20 protein-coding genes and 1 tRNA gene are annotated in these 17650 nt (G+C 44.1%); 18 read left to right on the top strand and 3 right to left on the bottom strand.

Translation table 11 applies throughout. The features are described 5' to 3' along the window. Positions 1-28 precede the first annotated feature (28 nt). The 4 genes from Q4519_RS18135 (at position 29) to Q4519_RS18120 (ending at position 3279) form a co-directional block, all read left to right on the top strand. Positions 29-271, top strand: a complete 243-nt coding sequence (locus tag Q4519_RS18135; RefSeq protein WP_303514715.1) for a hypothetical protein — start codon at positions 29-31, stop codon at positions 269-271. A 13-nt stretch (positions 272-284) separates the two neighbouring features. Beyond that, positions 285-461: a hypothetical protein gene (locus tag Q4519_RS18130; RefSeq protein WP_303514713.1), complete on the top strand. Its 177-nt coding sequence runs from the start codon at positions 285-287 to the stop codon at positions 459-461. Positions 462-620: 159 nt separating this feature from the next. After that, positions 621-1934 (top strand): DUF4034 domain-containing protein, encoded by a 1314-nt coding sequence (locus Q4519_RS18125; RefSeq protein WP_232800254.1) that lies wholly within the window; start codon positions 621-623, stop codon positions 1932-1934. Positions 1935-2187: 253 nt separating this feature from the next. Further along, the gene (locus Q4519_RS18120; protein ID WP_303514710.1) at positions 2188-3279 is read left to right on the top strand and encodes a linear amide C-N hydrolase; all 1092 of its coding nucleotides are present in this window, start codon (positions 2188-2190) and stop codon (positions 3277-3279) included. Between the two features lie 77 nt (positions 3280-3356). Here Q4519_RS18120 and Q4519_RS18115 read toward each other — a convergent pair whose 3' ends face one another. The 3 genes from Q4519_RS18115 to Q4519_RS18105 all read right to left on the bottom strand — a co-directional run bounded on the left by Q4519_RS18115 (position 3357) and on the right by Q4519_RS18105 (position 5897). Then, complete coding sequence (locus Q4519_RS18115) at positions 3357-4433, bottom strand: GGDEF domain-containing protein (RefSeq protein ID WP_303514708.1); 1077 nt, start codon at positions 4431-4433, stop codon at positions 3357-3359. Positions 4434-4595: 162 nt separating this feature from the next. Continuing rightward, positions 4596-5009 (bottom strand): cytidine deaminase, encoded by a 414-nt coding sequence (locus tag Q4519_RS18110; protein ID WP_303514705.1) that lies wholly within the window; start codon positions 5007-5009, stop codon positions 4596-4598. A 21-nt stretch (positions 5010-5030) separates the two neighbouring features. After that, complete coding sequence (locus Q4519_RS18105; RefSeq protein WP_303514702.1) at positions 5031-5897, bottom strand: DUF72 domain-containing protein; 867 nt, start codon at positions 5895-5897, stop codon at positions 5031-5033. A 98-nt stretch (positions 5898-5995) separates the two neighbouring features. Between Q4519_RS18105 and Q4519_RS18100 the strand changes: the two genes are divergently transcribed. The 14 genes from Q4519_RS18100 to Q4519_RS18035 all read left to right on the top strand — a co-directional run bounded on the left by Q4519_RS18100 (position 5996) and on the right by Q4519_RS18035 (position 17649). Then, positions 5996-6211, top strand: a complete 216-nt coding sequence (locus Q4519_RS18100; protein ID WP_303514700.1) for a zinc ribbon domain-containing protein — start codon at positions 5996-5998, stop codon at positions 6209-6211. 73 nt (positions 6212-6284) lie between these two features. Beyond that, complete coding sequence (aspS, locus tag Q4519_RS18095) at positions 6285-8075, top strand: aspartate--tRNA ligase (RefSeq protein ID WP_303514698.1); 1791 nt, start codon at positions 6285-6287, stop codon at positions 8073-8075. Continuing rightward, positions 8075-8503: a dihydroneopterin triphosphate diphosphatase gene (gene nudB, locus Q4519_RS18090; RefSeq protein WP_303514695.1), complete on the top strand. Its 429-nt coding sequence runs from the start codon at positions 8075-8077 to the stop codon at positions 8501-8503. The genes aspS and nudB overlap by 1 nt, the downstream gene beginning before the upstream one ends. Positions 8504-8517: 14 nt before the next feature. After that, the gene (locus tag Q4519_RS18085; protein ID WP_232800261.1) at positions 8518-9261 is read left to right on the top strand and encodes a YebC/PmpR family DNA-binding transcriptional regulator; all 744 of its coding nucleotides are present in this window, start codon (positions 8518-8520) and stop codon (positions 9259-9261) included. A 225-nt stretch (positions 9262-9486) separates the two neighbouring features. Further along, complete coding sequence (gene ruvC / locus Q4519_RS18080; protein ID WP_233054336.1) at positions 9487-10008, top strand: crossover junction endodeoxyribonuclease RuvC; 522 nt, start codon at positions 9487-9489, stop codon at positions 10006-10008. A 118-nt stretch (positions 10009-10126) separates the two neighbouring features. Continuing rightward, the gene (gene ruvA, locus Q4519_RS18075; RefSeq protein WP_232800263.1) at positions 10127-10741 is read left to right on the top strand and encodes a Holliday junction branch migration protein RuvA; all 615 of its coding nucleotides are present in this window, start codon (positions 10127-10129) and stop codon (positions 10739-10741) included. A gap of 60 nt (positions 10742-10801) precedes the next feature. Continuing rightward, positions 10802-11803 carry a Holliday junction branch migration DNA helicase RuvB gene (gene ruvB / locus Q4519_RS18070; RefSeq protein WP_303514689.1) on the top strand — a complete coding sequence of 334 codons (1002 nt, stop codon included), beginning with the start codon at positions 10802-10804 and terminating at the stop codon, positions 11801-11803. A gap of 317 nt (positions 11804-12120) precedes the next feature. Further along, the gene (gene tolQ / locus Q4519_RS18065; protein WP_232800265.1) at positions 12121-12813 is read left to right on the top strand and encodes a protein TolQ; all 693 of its coding nucleotides are present in this window, start codon (positions 12121-12123) and stop codon (positions 12811-12813) included. Then, entirely contained in the window at positions 12810-13247 is a 438-nt protein-coding gene (gene tolR / locus Q4519_RS18060) for a protein TolR (protein ID WP_232800266.1), read from the top strand. Before tolQ ends, tolR begins: the two co-directional genes overlap by 4 nt. A gap of 11 nt (positions 13248-13258) precedes the next feature. Next, the gene (gene tolA / locus Q4519_RS18055; RefSeq protein WP_232800267.1) at positions 13259-14395 is read left to right on the top strand and encodes a cell envelope integrity protein TolA; all 1137 of its coding nucleotides are present in this window, start codon (positions 13259-13261) and stop codon (positions 14393-14395) included. Positions 14396-14426: 31 nt separating this feature from the next. Continuing rightward, on the top strand, positions 14427-15737 hold the full coding sequence (tolB, locus tag Q4519_RS18050; protein WP_303514685.1) for a Tol-Pal system beta propeller repeat protein TolB: 1311 nt from the start codon (positions 14427-14429) through the stop codon (positions 15735-15737). Positions 15738-15767: 30 nt separating this feature from the next. Further along, a complete protein-coding gene (gene pal, locus Q4519_RS18045; RefSeq protein ID WP_232800269.1) occupies positions 15768-16310 on the top strand; it encodes a peptidoglycan-associated lipoprotein Pal in 543 nt (180 codons plus the stop codon). Positions 16311-16338: 28 nt separating this feature from the next. Next, the gene (gene ybgF / locus Q4519_RS18040; protein ID WP_232800270.1) at positions 16339-17064 is read left to right on the top strand and encodes a tol-pal system protein YbgF; all 726 of its coding nucleotides are present in this window, start codon (positions 16339-16341) and stop codon (positions 17062-17064) included. Between the two features lie 509 nt (positions 17065-17573). Further along, positions 17574-17649: transfer RNA gene (locus Q4519_RS18035), tRNA-Lys, on the top strand. Position 17650: the final 1 nt, after the last annotated feature.

Here is a 17650-nt window from a genome sequence, read left to right as displayed (position 1 = left end):
AGAATTGAGTATTTGTAGAAGTGTCGCGATGAACGTCAATCAAACTAACAGGTTCGGTGCCATTTACACTCAACTAGCTAGTCAGCAGTCAGCCCCTCAGCCAAAAGCTTATCATGGGGCAAAATTTGAGGATACGGTGACCATTAGTGAAACCGGCAAACGGGCACAGCAAAACTGGCAAGATATTGCCTCTAAATACGATGTACATAACATATCGGCTCAAGAAGTTAGCGCTATGTCAAGAGAGCTATTTGAGGGGGGGATTTATTAATTCAGGACAAATGATGGCGATAGGAGCGCCAACATCAATGGTAGAGAGCCCATTTAAAAAATATGATTTACTCAATGATATGAAGCAAACGTTTAGCCTATCGGCATCACTTGGAAGCCAGACTAATGCAGCGAAAACAGATTACTTAAACGCTATCTCGACGTTAGAAAGGTTAAATGAATATCGTTAGGAATTTGGCATGGATTGCCTAATTGTTTGAACAAGGTTAAATCTGACTGCTTACAATAAGGGTTTAAAAAGTATAAATAACGGCCTTAGTTATTTATCGATGTTTACTTTTATTTGATATAAAGTAATAGTTTTCGGCATGGCGTCTAAGGAGCCATTAATGCGTTGCTATGTACTATTATTGCTCTTGCTAGCTTCACCCGCTTGGTCGATTGATGCGATGTCTCTGCTTCATGATAAGCAATATCAAGCGCTCAGTCGTTATCTTGATGGAGTGTTTTTACAACATACCAATGGCGCGTTATCAGAGCAAAAATTGGGGCAAGCGTTAGCTCCATTTGCCGACAGTGATCTTGAGCTGAATGCTGTGTTTGAAGAGTGGCGGGCAGCAATGCCAAATACATGGCAACCGCACCTCGCTGCAGGTATTTATTATCATCATTTAGCGTGGCTTAGTAGAGGAACTAAATACGCTAGCAATACCAGTAAACAAAGAATGAAAGCAATGAAATCTTACCGTGCTAAAGCGATAGCCCATCTTACTCGAGTCACGGTGATTGAACCCAAGCTTGCGCACGCATGGGCTTACTTGATCAATTTAACTAAGTTAGTTAGAGGCGCTGAAGATATCGAGCGTCTTTATCAACAAGCTAACTTGTATGTTCCCAGTTCATTTATATTACATTGGAATTATGCTAACGCCATAACGCCAAAATGGGGCGGTACGATACAGGAAGTATTGCTATTTTCTCAACAAATGGAGCAGGCAAGTAAGCAATGGCCTCATTTGCGTGTGTTCATTGGCTATCCAGATTATGTATTGGCAGACATTGCTAGGCGTAAAAACAACGATGAAAAAAGAGCTCTTGAGCATATAGAAAAGGCGCTTAACTATGGAGAGACCATGGGCTATCTGAATTTAAAAGGGCGTATTTTAACGAGGCTAGAAGCTTATTCAGAAGCAGAAGTAGCATATCAACGCACCTTACAGCTTGACCCTCACTACTCGCCTGCTCTGGTCGGATTGGCTTGGATGTTTTTCAATACTGAGCAATATGAGCGTGGGCTAGAATATGCCAATCAAGCGTTAGCATTAGAGCCTTTATCGCCTGATGCGTTAGAGATACGGGCACGAATTTTTTCTCGAATGAAAATGCCAGATAGGGCATTGGTCGATTTGACTCAGTTCGCACAATACGGCGTGATGTCCCACTCGTTATATCGCTTGCAAGGCTATCTGCTTTTTTATAACAAGAAAGACTACCAGAGTGCTGCAGTGGTGTATGACTATGCCGCTCAGTTAAAGCCCAAGGATGATCGTGCTTGGTATTACCTAATGGCATCGCGTTATATGCTAAAAGATTGCCGTTATGTGGATGCCGCAAAGCAGTTCCTAGCTTTGTGCGAGAAGAGCGCAGAGTGTAAGCCGCGTGACTTAAGTTGGAGCAAACAAAACCTAACATGTACGTTTTAGGTTTGGGCTAAAAATAGCCTTGCTGAAATAGGATTAACCAAATGCGCTCTCATCTCAATATTTGTTTGGCAATCAGATCAGACTCTTGTGTCATTTGATTTTATTATCGCTAAATCAACACCTCCGATGTGTGGTTAAGTTATTGATCACAATATTGAAGGTTGCTATTAACATGTTTTTCGTTTAACCATTTAGTGTAGTGACCATCACCCTAAATAGTGTTGGTAAACCCTAATGAAAACGGAGCAATAGCATGTGTACCCGCATTTTAAATAATATTAATAAAAATCATGTAACAGTCGGTCGCAATATGGACTGGGAGTTTCCCCTACAAGCGACCCTATTTATGCATCCGGCCCATGGTAAGCGTGTCGGAATGAGTGCTACAGAAGCTGCGAAAGAAGGGCTAAATTCCTCCCAAGTACGTCGCTGGAAGATCAAGCATGCGACGATTGCTACTATGGTCGGCGATGATATTAATGGCTATGGTTTTTGCGATGGCATGAACGATCAGGGGTTAGTGGCAAATGCGTTGTACGATACAATTTGTACTTTCGGTGACGGTGCGTTGGCTGAAAATCAAAAAGGACTAAGCGTTTTATGCTGGGGGCAATTTATTCTTGATCGCTTTGCCACTGTTTCTGAAGCGGTAACTTTTTTTGCGAAAGATAAAATTCGTTTATTCGGTGGCAAAGTGCCGGGTGACGACAATTCTGCTGCTGTTCTGCATATTTCGATTTCAGATAAAACGGGCAATTCCGCTATTTTAGAAATTGAGCAAGGGTTGGTAAAAAGCTATCAGAGCGAAAATTATACCGTGATGACCAATCAGCCTGATTACGCGACTCAGCTTAAATTAATGGATTATTGGATGTACCAGTGGAATAAATCTGAGGTGCGTAACCTACATCCTGTTTTTACTGTTCCAGGCGGTTACACTGCTGTGCAACGATTTGAGCGTGGTTGTTTTTATCGCTACTTGTCTAATGAAACGGCAAAAGGCACTAACCCTGTGGCTCAAGTTCGTTCGATGGTGGCAACCTGTATTGTTCCCACCGCTTTTGAAGAGCTACACCCGTTAAGTGTGCTTGAAAAAGTAGAAAAAGGGTTAGGCTATTCCGTAAATTCGCAAACCCTGTGGACCAATGTGAGTGATAGCAGAGATCGACGTTACTACTTTATTAGCAATGAAAATATGCAAATGATTTGGCTTAATATGGATAATGATCTCCGACAAAGTAAAAAGCTGGTGATCAGTGATAGTTTTGTGAAAACTGAGTTCATGGGGCAAGCGAATCACTTAATGGAAGAATGTGACTCTGCACCTTTTAGTTATTCCTGTTAACGATAAGCTGGTTGAGCTAGTCGTGCATTCTAAGTCGATAATAGCGGCGTCTGCCATGTTGGCGTGGTTAACTTAGTTTATTGTAAGGCTTCCATCCCTATTGCAGTAATATCAAGTTTGTAGCAGTTTTTACCGGATGCTTTGGCGCGATAGAGCGCTTCATCCGCTCGACGAAAAGCGGTTCGATGCATATGACGTTGATGGGGCGTAGCCCCGCAGCTGACGGTAACATTACGTTCAAAGTTGAATTTTTTCGCGGCAATTTTATCTTGCAATTCCATTAGTTTGTTTTCGATTGCATTGATATCGGAGAGATAAAAGGCAATCAAAAACTCTTCTCCGCCCCAGCGTGCTACAACGCCATCATCGCCAATTGTGTTAGCTAACTGCTTGGCAATGACTTTGAGCACATGATCGCCGATGTCGTGTCCATAAGTATCATTGACGCTTTTAAAGTCATCAACATCCAACATCGCAATCCATTTCACTTCATCTGAATTAAGCAGTAACTCTTCCATTTTTAAGCGATTGGGTAAGCGGGTTAATACGTCGGTGGTAGATAATGTTTTTAGTTGTAAATTCGACTCTTTCAATAAACGCATGGTACGTCTACGGCCAGAATCGTAGAAATATGCAATAGAAAAAAGGAAAAAATAAATAATAGCCAAATGGATGAAACTGATGGAATCAAAGGGAACGGGTTGCCAATTTTGCATCTCAGTGAGGCAAAAATAAGCCACAACGGTGAAATTGATCAGGCTAAAAAAAGAGCCAAGATTGTAACCGAGTACAAATACTGCGATAACGGGTGTTAAGAAGCAAAAGGCGAGGGCAAACTCACGGTTTTGCGTGCCTATAATAAACAACAGGCTTATCGTTGTCATGATGGTGACAGTAAGAATGCCAGCGGTGCGCGGGCTTCTGCGATTTTTTAGGAAATAGTAACCTGCAAGGCATGAAATAACCCCCACCCCTTGAATAGTGGCAAGAACAGGGTAAGAGGTGATGAAGGTGTTGTAATAAAATAAGAAGGACAATATCAACATCAAGATCGTAAGTGATACGAAGACGAATGAATTCTCTCTAAACTCTTCATCCGAGCGGCTCTGGTTAAGCCATGTCTCTATTCCACGGTTAAGCAATTTTTTTATCATATTTAGTTATTATGTTAATAATACATGGCCTACTTACTACATAGTAACTGATAACTTAGCAAAAGATTAACGGGCTGCTCACTTATAAATAGGTGCAGTTGAGTTTTTTGCTCGAATTGTGGCAAGACGACGCTTTTTGTTGATGAGCCCCTAGGTTTTCAGCTATAAAACAGATTTAGCACCTTCGATGTTATTGCCCCACCAATCGGGCAACAACTCCTTCAACGTAACAGTAGATAAGTTATCTATGTTTTTAAGGATTTTAATTTCAGCATTATTTTCATGTAATTGCATAAGATATTCACGGCAAGCACCGCAAGGCGTTAAAATTTCATTCGATGCAGAGACGCAGACTAACTTGGTAATTTCACATTCACCATTGGTAACCATATTAGCCACAGCATTTCTTTCTGCACACATACCCAAGCCACAGGCTGTATCGATGCAAACACCAAAATAGACATTGCCTTTATCAGTGAGAATGGCAGAGGCAACGCTACCTGCTGAGATTAAAGGGGAAATATCCCTCGGATTTAATACACGTTTAGCCTGAAGATATAACTTTTCAAATTCCATTTATTGTCCTCAAAGATGTATTCAAAACATCGCCAGCTGATCAAACTCTGGCTCAGGCAGGTTAAACCAAGCGGCGGGTTCACCCAGCATCTCGGCAAACATGGCCGCTAGCTCGGGCGCATGTAAATTATCGGCTGTGTGCACGTATAAGTAGGGCGATTTGCCTTGTTTTAGCCATTGCTGAATTTTACTGACCCAAGGTAAAAACAAAGTGCGATTGTTTTCTAGCTCTATGTCTCCAATAAAGCGCACCACGGGTTGATTGCTGGTGGCGATGGCGTGTACTGGCACTTTAGGTTTTTGCGTTTGGCCATGTTGAATAACGGGGTTACTGGCATCGGCTAAAAATACCGGACGCGAGTCCATAATAATGCGATTCATTTGCTGCTCAATTAAAAAACTGTTGAAACGCTTTTCAATATCGCCTTTGGCAAAATAAGCCAAGTGGCGCACTTCCACGCCGTATTGCCAGTCACGGGGTAATTGCTTGAGAAAGGTCAGCAGCAGCGGCAAATCATCAGGGCCAAAACTGGCCGGCAGTTGTAATTTCACTAGGCCAATTTTGTCTTGCAGCGGCGCAAACAGGTTAAAAAATTCATTCAACTCATGGCTAACGGAGCACAACCGCTTTTGATGGGAGATGGTTTGCGGCAGCTTTAAGCTAAATTTAAAATCCTCCGGCGTGTCTTGTTGCCATTTTGCTACCGCGGCAGGAGTGGGCAGGGCATAAAAGGTGGTGTTACCTTCTACTGAGTTAAACACGCGGCTGTAATGATAAAGCGCACTGCAAGGGGTGGCGGTTTGGCGGGTTAAGCGCGGTTGCCACGCCTTTTCTGACCACATTGCCATGCCGATGCGTAATTTTGTCTGTGTTGATGTGTCTTGCACGATTTACCCTTGCCTAGCTTTTCCTCTATAATAGCGCGTTTGCACTTGATGGAATCAAGTGTGTTAAAGATAAAAATTACAATCAGCAGAGATAGACAATGCCGATTTATGAATATCGCTGTCAGGCCTGTGGCCATGAATTAGAGAAAATGCAACGTATGAGTGATGATCCGCTAAAGGATTGTCCGCAATGCACCGAGCCAAAACTAACCAAGCTTATTTCCGCACCGGGTTTTCGCCTTGGTGGCAGCGGTTGGTATGAAACAGATTTTAAAACTGGCTCGAAAAAGAATTTAGCAGCGAAAGAATCTTAAATTTACCTTGTGTGATGGTACAGTTAGCCATCTTCAGTATCGAATAGTAAAACCAGAACAGGAACGAACCAGCATGCGCACCTTATATTGCGGCGAAGTAAACGAACAACACATTGACCAACAAGTAGAATTAGTCGGTTGGGTAAATAAACGTCGCGATTTGGGCGGCGTGATTTTCCTTGATTTGCGTGACCGTGAAGGCCTAGTGCAAGTGGTTTACGATCCAGACTTAGCTGATGTGTTTGAGCTTGCTAGCAGCTTGCGCAATGAGTTTTGTGTAAAAGTAGTTGGTAAAGTGCGCGCACGCCCTGAAAGCCAAGTGAATAAAGACATGCGCACCGGTGGCATTGAAATTTTAGGCCAAGACTTAGAAATTTTAAGCAAATCAGCACCGCTACCATTAACGCTGGACGATCATCAAAAGAACAGCGAAGAGCAACGCCTTAAATACCGTTACTTAGATTTACGTCGCCCTGACATGGCGGAAAAAATTAAATTCCGTGCGCGCGTGACCAGCTCAGTGCGCCGTTTTCTTGATGACAACGGCTTTTTAGATATTGAAACGCCAATGTTAACTAAAGCGACGCCAGAAGGTGCGCGTGATTATTTAGTGCCAAGCCGTACTCATCACGGTCGTTTCTTTGCATTGCCACAATCGCCACAGTTATTTAAGCAGTTGCTAATGATGGCGGGCATGGATCGTTACTATCAAATTGTTAAGTGCTTCCGTGATGAAGACTTACGTGCGGATCGCCAGCCTGAATTTACCCAAATCGATATTGAAACCTCGTTTATGAGCGCTGATCAAGTGATGTCGGTTACGGAATCAATGATCCGTCAGTTGTTCCAAGACTTGCTAAACGTTGAGTTGGGCGATTTCCCGCGCATGACTTACGCTGAAGCAATGCGTCGTTTTGGCTCTGATAAGCCAGATTTGCGTAACCCGATGGAGCTGGTGGACGTTGCTGATTTAGTTAAAGACGTCGAGTTCCAAGTGTTCTCTGGTCCTGCAAACGATGAAAAAGGCCGCGTTGCGGTATTGTGTGTGCCGGGCGGCGCGTCATTGTCGCGTAAGAACATAGATGATTACGGTAAGTACGTAAACATCTACGGCGCTAAAGGTTTAGCATGGTTGAAAGTGAACGAAGTGGCGAAAGGCGTGGACGGTATTCAATCGCCAATCGCGAAATTCCTCACCCCTGAAATCATTACTGCTTTACTTGAGCGCACCGGCGCGAAAGATGGCGACATCATTTTATTTGGTGCTGATAAAGCTAACGTGGTGGCCGAAGCCATGGGCGCACTGCGCTTGAAAGTAGGTGAAGATTTAGGCTTAACGTCTGACGAATGGAAGCCGCTTTGGGTAGTTGACTTCCCAATGTTTGAAGAGCTGCCAAATGGTGGTTTAACGCCGCTGCATCACCCGTTCACTGCGCCAACAGGTTTAACGCCAGCGCAGTTAGAGCAAGATCCTGCTAACGCATTATCCGATGCTTACGACATGGTATTAAACGGCTGTGAGTTAGGCGGTGGTTCGGTGCGTATTTACGACCAAGAAATGCAAGCGACTATCTTCCGCATTCTTGGTATTACCGATGAAGAAGCAGAAGAGAAATTTGGCTTCCTACTTGAAGCGCTTAAATTTGGTGCGCCGCCGCACGCAGGCCTTGCGTTTGGTTTAGACCGCTTAGTCATGCTAATGACAGGTGCGAGCTCGATTCGTGACGTAATGGCATTCCCGAAAACGTTAACAGCAGCGTGTCCGTTAACTAACGCGCCGGGTCAAGCTAACCCTGTGGCACTGGCTGATTTGAACATTGAAGTTATAAAAGCGCCTGAAAAGGCAAACGAGGAACAAGCTTAATGACTAAGCGCCCTGAATCTGTGCTGGTGGTGATTTACACCGCGCAGGGCAGGGCGCTGATGTTGCGTCGCTTAGATGATGCTAATTTCTGGCAATCGGTAACCGGCAGTTTGGAAACGGGTGAAACGCCCTATCAAACAGCGGTTCGCGAAGTAATGGAAGAAACGGGCATCGATATCGACGGGCAAGGTTTAACTCTGAATGATTTAAACCAACAAGTAAGCTACGAAATTCGACCCTTATGGCGTAAACGTTATGCCGAGGGGGTCACAACAAACATTGAACATCAATTTACTTTAGCGCTTCCCGCTAAATGTGAGATTTCTCTTACCGAGCATAGTGAGTATTGTTGGTTGCCCCTCAAAGAGGCGGCCGAGCGAGCAAGCTCAGCATCTAATCGCCAGGTTATTTTAGCGTTAACAAAATAAATCCGGAGGCTGTCATGGCAGGTCATAGTAAATGGGCCAACATCAAACATCGCAAAGCGGCGCAAGACGCTAAACGCGGTAAAATTTTCACCAAACTTATTCGCGAATTAACCGTTGCCTCACGCGAGGGAGGCTCGGATGCAGACGCTAACCCACGACTGCGTGCAGCGATTGATAAAGCATTATCTAATAATATGACCCGCGACACGGTTGAGCGAGCGGTAAAACGTGGTGCTGGTGAGCTAGATGGTCAAGAGTTAGAAACCATTATCTATGAAGGTTATGGCCCAGGTGGCACGGCGGTGATGGTGGAAACTATGACCGATAACCGTAACCGTACTGTTGCCAGTGTGCGCCATGCTTTTAGCAAAGCGGGCGGTAATTTAGGCACAGATGGCTCGGTTGCGTACTTGTTTGAGAAAAAAGGCGTGATTGCCTATGACGCAGAAGTAGATGAAGACACCTTGATGGAAGCGGCCCTTGAAGGCGGCGCAGAAGATGTGCTTGCCCATGATGATGGTAGCTTAGAGGTGTTTACTACGCCGGAAGAATTCGGGGTTGTAAAGGACGCTCTTGATCAAGCGGGTTTTACCGCTGAAAATGCTGAAGTGACCATGGTGCCTTCGACCAAAGCGGAATTAGACGCCGATACGGCGGCTAAGTTTTTGCGCTTGATTGATATCTTAGAAGACGATGATGATGTACAAGAGGTATATCACAACGGTGATATTTCTGATGAAGTGGCGGCGACCTTGTAGTCCGCATTTTATCAATATAAATGATAAAGCTAAGACTGTTGAGCTGGTTTTTATTGAGTCATAACAAGCTGAATATCTCGAAGACGTTCTAGATACATCCTTGATGAAGCTTCGAACTATTCAGCTTACTATTGCCAATTAAATCGTTTAATTATTGGTTAATCGTTGGTAAGGAGCTAAGGCTCCTTTTTTGTTGGTATAGCACAACATGATACAGGCACATAAATGGCAATAATTTTGGGCATTGATCCCGGCTCGCGCACCACAGGTTTTGGCTTGGTAAAGTTTATTCGTGGCAAGTTTGAATACGTTGCCAGTGGCTGTATTCGCACCCAAGGCGATGAGTTAGCACCGCGTTTACACACGATTTACAACGGTATCAGTGAAATAATCTTGCAATATCAACCCGATGAGTTTGCCATTGAGCAGGTGTTTATGGCGAAAAATGCTGACTCGGCGTTAAAGCTCGGCCAAGCGCGTGGCGTGGCAATTGTGGCGGCAACCAATCAACAGCTAACGGTGGCAGAATATTCGGCGCGGCAAATTAAGCAAGCTGTGGTGGGCACGGGCGGCGCGAAAAAAGAGCAAGTGCAGCATATGGTCCAACACATATTAAAATTAGACGGTGTACCACAAGCGGATGCGGCCGATGCGCTGGCGGTGGCTATGTGCCATGGGGCGACGCAATCTAGCCTTATTGCAATGGCGGGGCAAGTGCGAAAAACCGTACGTGGGCGGATGCGTTAAAACAAACTTTACATGATGGCGATAGGTTTAAATCAAACTGAGAATAAATATAACTGGATATTCATCCAGTTGTTTTCTATCCTAGCTTATTTTATTCAACCCAACAGGACTGAGCGCAGTGATCGGAAGACTTAGAGGCATTTTACTTGAGAAACAAGCCCCAGAAATTTTAATTGAGGTGTCAGGTGTCGGTTATGAAGTGCAGCTGCCGATGAGTTCGTTTTATCATTTACCAGAGCCGGGCCATGAAGCGGTGGTTTATACCCATTTTGTGGTGCGTGAAGATGCACAGTTACTGTACGGTTTTACCGATAAACTTGAACGCGCCATGTTTCGTGAATTAATTAAAGTTAATGGTGTCGGGCCAAAATTGGCACTGGCGATTTTATCAGGGATGACGGCGAATCAGTTTGTGCAGTGCATTGAAGATAATAATGTCACCGGACTCGTTAAGCTACCGGGTGTAGGTAAGAAAACCGCCGAACGTTTATTAGTTGAAATGAAAGACAGGCTTAAAGGGTGGGTTGGTGCGGATCTGTTTAACCCTGCGCTGCCAAGAGATGAAGAAAGCGTTGCCGTGACCGCGGCCACTGATGAAAAAGGTGAAGCCATCGGCGCATTAATCTCACTCGGTTATAAACCTGCCGTGGCAGAAAAAATGGTTAAGCAAGTTTATAGCGAAGGGGCGAGCTGTGAGAGCTTGATCCGCGACGCTCTGAGGACAATGGCGTAACATAACAAGCGTCCAGTTTGTTAACTCAAGTCGTCATGACAAAAGGTAATGGCAAAATAAATGATAGAAGCGGATAGACTGATCAGCAGCAGTGCGAGTTTACAAGAAGAGGTGGTTGACCGTGCCATCCGACCTAAGTTACTGCAAGATTATACCGGTCAAGAGCAAGTTAAAAGCCAAATGGAAATCTTCATTGAGGCGGCGCGTCGTCGCAGTGAAGCCCTTGATCACCTGCTGATTTTTGGTCCGCCGGGGTTAGGTAAAACTACTTTAGCGAATATTGTTGCCAATGAGCTTGAGGTAAACATTAAAACCACCTCTGGCCCGGTGCTGGAAAAAGCCGGGGATTTAGCGGCACTGCTAACTAACCTTGAACCCAATGATGTGCTGTTTATTGATGAAATCCACCGTTTGAGTCCGGTGGTGGAAGAGATCCTCTATCCCGCGATGGAAGATTATCAGCTTGATATTATGATAGGTGAGGGCCCTGCGGCGCGCTCAATTAAGCTCGACTTACCACCTTTTACTCTTATTGGCGCAACGACAAGAGCGGGTTCGTTAACCTCTCCTCTACGGGACCGTTTTGGCATAGTGCAGCGCCTAGAATTTTATGATGTGCCGTCCTTAACAAAGATTGTTAAACGCAGCGCCCATTATTTAGCGTTGGATATGGATGGTGATGCCTGTATTGAAGTGGCAAGGCGCTCACGTGGTACGCCACGAATTGCTAACCGATTGCTGCGTCGCGTACGCGATTACGCAGAGGTAAAACACGAAGGGAAAGTAAATCAATTTGCGGCTAAGGCTGCGTTAGATATGCTGGAAGTGGATAACCAAGGTTTTGATTTAATGGATCGCAAATTATTGGATGCCATTATCGATAAGTTTATGGGGGGGCCTGTTGGTTTAGACAACCTTGCAGCTGCCATTGGTGAAGAGCGTGAGACCATTGAAGATGTGCTGGAGCCTTATTTGATTCAGCAAGGTTTTTTACAACGCACTCCACGTGGACGAATTGCCACAGACCGTGCCTATTTGCATTTAGGTTACCAGAAAGATTAAACTTTTTACTTAGCTGTAATCTAAAGAGGCTAATCTTAAAATTCATTTGTTGCAGAAAAGACGAATGTTTTATTTTTTTCGATTTTAAAGGGTATTCGCTTAAGATACTGATTGTAGTTGGAAGATGAATCTTTTTTTATTTGCGGTCAGGTGAAATTAATTTTAGGCTGTATCACGTATCCTAGTGAGAAAAGCTCAGCTATAGTAGCGCCGAAATTAGCCAAGCCGAGGTGTGGTTTGGCAAGATAGAACTAATCATAAATTAATTTGAATTTAATCGCTGGTTGATGGCGATTTTTCAGCAGGAGTAATAGTCAGTGCACGCAGATATGTCGTTTATCGGGTTGATTTCTCAAGCCAGCTTTTTAGTTAAAGCGGTCATGCTTATTTTACTTGGTATGTCACTGGCGTCTTGGACGATCATTTTTCAGCGTAATAAAGCACTTAAGCTAGCTAATAAAAGTGTTGACCGGTTTGAAGACAGATTTTGGTCAGGTATCGATCTCTCTAAACTTTATCAAGAAAGTTCAGCACGACGTGAAAGTTTGCAAGGCAGCGAAAAATTGTTTCACGCTGGTTTTAAAGAATACATTCGTTTGCATAAATCGGTAGGTCGCACACCAGAAACCTTAATGGAAGGCACCTATCGCACGATGCGCGTGACCTTATCACGTGAAATTGATGATCTAGAATCATCATTACCTACGTTAGCAACCATAGGTTCAATCAGTCCATATATTGGTTTATTTGGTACGGTTTGGGGGATTATGACTGCCTTCATCGCCTTAGGCGAAGTGCAACAGGCTACGCTAAGCATGGTTGCTCCCGGTATTGCTGAAGCTTTGATTGCAACCGCAATGGGGTTGTTTGCTGCTATTCCTGCAGTTATTGCTTATAACCGTTTTTCTCACCAAGTAGGTCGCCTTGAAAACAGCTATGCTAACTTTATGGAAGAGTTTACGTCGATATTGCAACGTCAATCCATGAGTGAACAAGGAAGCCAAGCATGATGTACGGAGGGTATCAACGCAAACGCCGTAGACCGGTTGCTGAGATCAACGTGGTGCCATACATTGATGTTATGCTAGTGCTGTTGATCATCTTTATGGCGACAGTGCCGATTATTACTCAAGGGGTAAAAGTTGACCTGCCGCAAACAGCTGAAGCAGAGTCAATGTCACAAGATGCGAAGCCACCGTTAGTGGCTTCGGTTGATATTGATGGTAATTACTTCTTAGATGTTGGTGACAGTAGTGATGAGCCATTGGCGGATAGTGAGCTTATTTCTTTAGTGCAGGCTCACATGCAGCTTGACCCAACTGTTCCTGTTGTGGTGAAAGGTGATGGCGCAGTGGCGTATGAACAAGTTGTTCGTTTAATGGTGTTATTACAACAAGCTGGGGTGCCATCGGTTGGCTTAATGACTCAGCCACAAGAACAATAGCAGGGAATGCCGTGAAGTCTCGATTTGGTTTACCTTTTATCATTGCTTGTGTGTTGCATGTGGTATTGGCCATTGTTTTTATCGTAGGGATTGATTTTAAGAAGGAGCCGACACCGCCTCCGTCAGGCTCTGCTATTAATGCTGTGGTGATCGATCAAGCGACAGTTGACGCACAAGTTAGCAAAATTAAACAGAAAGAAGCGCAAAAGCGACGCGATGAAGCGGAGCGTATTGCCGCTGCTAATGAAGAATTAGAGCGTGTAAAAGAATTAGCCGAGCAAGAGCGTGAACGACAACTTGCCGAACAAAAAAAAGTAGAGCAACTTGAAGTTGAGCGTAAGAACAAAGAAGCAGAGCGTACTGCAGCAGAAGAGGCTGCAAAAGTCGCTGCAGCGGCATTAGCAGCGAAAGAAGCCGAACGCAAACTGGCAGAAGAAGCGGCGCAACAGGCAGATAGAGTAAGGCAACAAAAAGAAGCTGAACGTAAGGAAGCTGAGCAAAAGGCACTGCAAGCAGAGCAAGCTCGCAAAGAAAAAGAAGCGCAGCGCGTGGCAGCAGAGCAAGCAGCAGCTAAGGCAGCGGCAGAACAAAAAGCAGCAGAAGAAGCGGCGAAGAAGGCTGAAGCCGAGAAACAAAAGAAATTAGAAGAAACCAAGAAAGCGGAAGCAGAGAAGAAAGCCGCAGAAGAAGCTGCTAAAAAGGCTGAGGCAGAGAAAAAACGCCAGCAAGAAGAAGCGAAAAAAGCCAAAGAACAAGCTGAGCGAGAAGCGGCAGAGCGCAAGCGTAAAGCAGCAGAAGCAAAGCGGCAAAGTGAATTAGAAGCCTTAATGGCGGCCGAGTTTGCGGCTGAGCAAAGCAATGCTTTAACTTCACGTCAGATCTCTGAGAAAGGTAAATATATGGCCTTGATCAAAGACAAGGTTGAGCGCAATTGGCGGGTTGAGTCGGGTTGGAAAGGTAAATATTGCTTACTTAATATTCGCTTAGCGAATAACGGTTTGGTGCTTGAAACAAAACGGGTAGAAGGTGATGGTCAGGTTTGTCGCTCTGCTATTGCCGCTGTGCGCCAGGCGAATAGTTTGCCTGTACCTAAAGATCCGGCTGTGTTAGCTGAATTTAAAGATTTTAATTTACGTTTAGAGCCATAAACTTAGGGTCATAAAAGGAACGTTTCGAATTATGAAAAATAAATTACTGATGTTAATTGGTTTGTGGTTCGCAGTGATTGCGAACGCTCACGCCAAGCTAGAGATAGTCGTCACGGAGGGGGTCGACACCGCTCGCGTAGTTGCAGTGTTGCCTTTTAAATTTGAAGGTGAGGGCGTTGCACCACAAGATTTAGCTGAAATTGTCAGTACCGACTTATTGCGTAGTGGTAAGTTTAACCCAGTAGCGCGTGAAAAAATGCCGCAAACGCCGTCATTAAGTACCGACATTGATTTTAATGCTTGGGCTAGTTTAGGTGCGGAAGCCTTAGTGACAGGTGTAGTGACGATGCCTGAGCCTGGTAAATATCAAGTGACTTTTGAATTAGTGGACGTGATTAGTGGTCAGCAAGGTAATAGTGCAACTTATGTATTAGATAAACGCCGCAGCGTGGTGAAAGAAAGTCAAATGCGTCAGTACGCTCATCGTATTAGCGACATCGTTTACGAAAAACTCACGGGTGAGAAAGGGGCTTTTTTAACACGTATTGCTTATATTGCTGTTGATCAAACAGACAAATACCCTTACCAGTTGCGTATTTCAGATTATGATGGTTTTGGTGAAAAATTAGTTGTTCGCTCGCAAGAGCCTCTCATGTCTCCATCTTGGTCACCTGATGGCCGTAAATTGGCTTATGTTAGTTTTGAAAACAATCGTTCGCAGATTTATATTCAGGATATTTATACCCAAGAGCGCACTCAGTTAACCTCATTCCCATCGATTAATGGTGCGCCTAAATGGTCACCTGATGGCCAACAAATGGCAATGGTACTTTCAAAAGACGGCCAGCCAGATATCTATGTTATGAATATCCGCACTCGTGATTTGCGACGCGTGACTTCGCACCGCTCAATAGACACCGAACCAAGTTGGGATCCTAGCGGTAAATCGTTGATATTTTCGTCTGAGCGCGGTGGTAAACCACAAATTTATAGAGTAGATTTAGCCACCAATGAGACCAAGCGTTTGACTTGGGAAGGTGAGATGAACTTAGGTGGTTCATTGACTTTTGACGGTAAAAATTTAGTGATGGTAAGCCGTAATAAAGGGCAGTACCAAATAGCTCGCCAAGATTTAGAAACAGGTGATTTATTTGTACTTACTGCATCTAGCCTTGACGAATCACCCAGTGTTGCCCCCAATGGCAGTATGATTATTTACAGCACAATTTATGGCGGTAAAAAGAATTTAGCTTTGGTCTCAATGGATGGTCGTTTTAAAGCGAAACTGCCTGCTCGTAGCGGTGAAGTAAGGGCGCCAGCTTGGTCGCCTTATTTAAATTAATCTAGCAATTAACAGTAACAGGAATAATTTATGCAATTGAACAAAATATTAAAGGGCTTAGCAATCACTCTTCCTTTAATGACGCTAGCAGCATGTAGCTCGAATGATAAAAAATTTGAAGACCAAAGTTCAGAAATGAATAATGGTGCTGAAGTGACAGATGGAAGCGATAGCGGCGTTGATACGGATGCTATTTCACCAATGGATATGTCGTTTGAGGAAAAGCTTGCTGCTAAATACGGCCAAGCAATTTTAGAGAACACTATTTCATTTGCTTACGATCAGTCTGAAATTGCACCTGAATATCGTGTGGTACTAAACGCCCATGCACAATATTTAGTTGAGTCACAAAAATCAGTAACGATTGAAGGCCATACCGATGAGCGTGGTACACCTGAGTACAACATCGCACTGGGTGAGCGTCGTGCATTGTCGGTTGTACGTTACTTGCAAAGCATGGGGGTTCCTGCAACTCAGCTGAGCACAGTGAGTTACGGTGAAGAGAAACCTGCTAATTTTTCTCATTCTGACGCGGCCTATGCAGAAAACCGTCGCGCAGTATTAATTTACTAAGGGTAAGCTACAGCTTATGCAAACTATAATGAAAACGGCCATCTCTGTGGCCGTTCTTTTTACGGCTGTGACTGCTTATGCGGCCGCACCGGTAACAGATGCTCGTAACAGTGGTAATAAGGGTGATCTTGAGACTCGTCTGAGCACTCTTGAGCGTATGATAGATGCACGAAACCAAATGCAATTTGATATCCAGCAACAGCTGAATCAATTGCAAAGTGAGATGAATAGTCTAACGGGATCAATGGAACGGCAAAATCATAAGATTGAGCAGATCCAGACTCGTCAACGTGAACTGTATCAGGAAATAGATAACAAACTCTCGCAACCCGCTGTGGTGGAGCCTGCTGTTGACGCGACAGAAAATGCAGCTCCTGTTAATGAAAAGTCAGCTTATGAAGATGCAGTGAAGCTCGTTCTTCAAGACAAGCAATATGATCAAGCGATAGTGGCCTTCCAAGGTTTTATCTCAACTTATCCCGATTCAAGTTATGGCGCCAATGCGCATTATTGGCTTGGACAGCTACTATTTAATGCTGAACAGCGTGAAGCTGCGAAAAAAGAATTTGATATTGTGGCGAATAAATATCCTGATTCGAACAAACGGGGTGAGGCGTTGTTAAAAAGTGGCATCATTGCTGAGTACTTAGGAAATAAAGCAGAAGCGATTAGTTTATACGAGCAAGTCCTTACTGATTATCCTGGTTCATCTTCTGCAAAGTTAGCAGAGCCGCGAGTTTCAGCCTTAAAGTAAAAAAAATGTATCGCAATTGCTACTAATTTAGCTTGTTTGCCTGATAAGTAAGCAGTCGGGAAAAAAAATACATTTTTAAGTTGCACTGGATTTAGAAATCCGTAATATTAGCCGCCGTTGCCTAGGCGGCTTTGCTTAGCGGATTTAGGTGACAGTTTAAAGAATCTAAATCAGATTAGGTCGTTATAAGTAACTAACGTTCCGTCTCTTAAGAGAAAAAGAAAAGTTTAAAGCGAATATGGATTGTTAGTGTTGCAGTTGAATGCGTAGAGCAGAACTGCGAGAGTCAGCACTAGCATTAAAGCGAAAGAAAAATTTAAACACAAATTCGGGTTGTTAGTGCTGCAGTTGAAGGCGTAGAGCAGAACTACGAGAGTCAGCGCTATCATTCCAGCGAAAGAAAATTTAAACGAAAATTCGGGTTGTTAGTGCTGCAGTTGAAGGCGTAGAGCAGAACTGCGAGAGTCAGCGCTATCATTCCAGCGAAAGAAAAGTTTAAACGAAAATTCGGGTTGTTAGCTCAGTTGGTAGAGCAGTTGACTTTTAATCAATTGGTCGAAGGTTCAAATCCTTCACAACCCACCAA

This window comes from Motilimonas sp. 1_MG-2023 (genome assembly GCF_030547455.1).
Classification (GTDB): Bacteria; Pseudomonadota; Gammaproteobacteria; order Enterobacterales; family CBDFNC01; genus Motilimonas.
The sequence above is the reverse complement of the archived record's forward strand: the minus strand, read 5'-3'. Positions and strand labels throughout refer to the sequence as shown.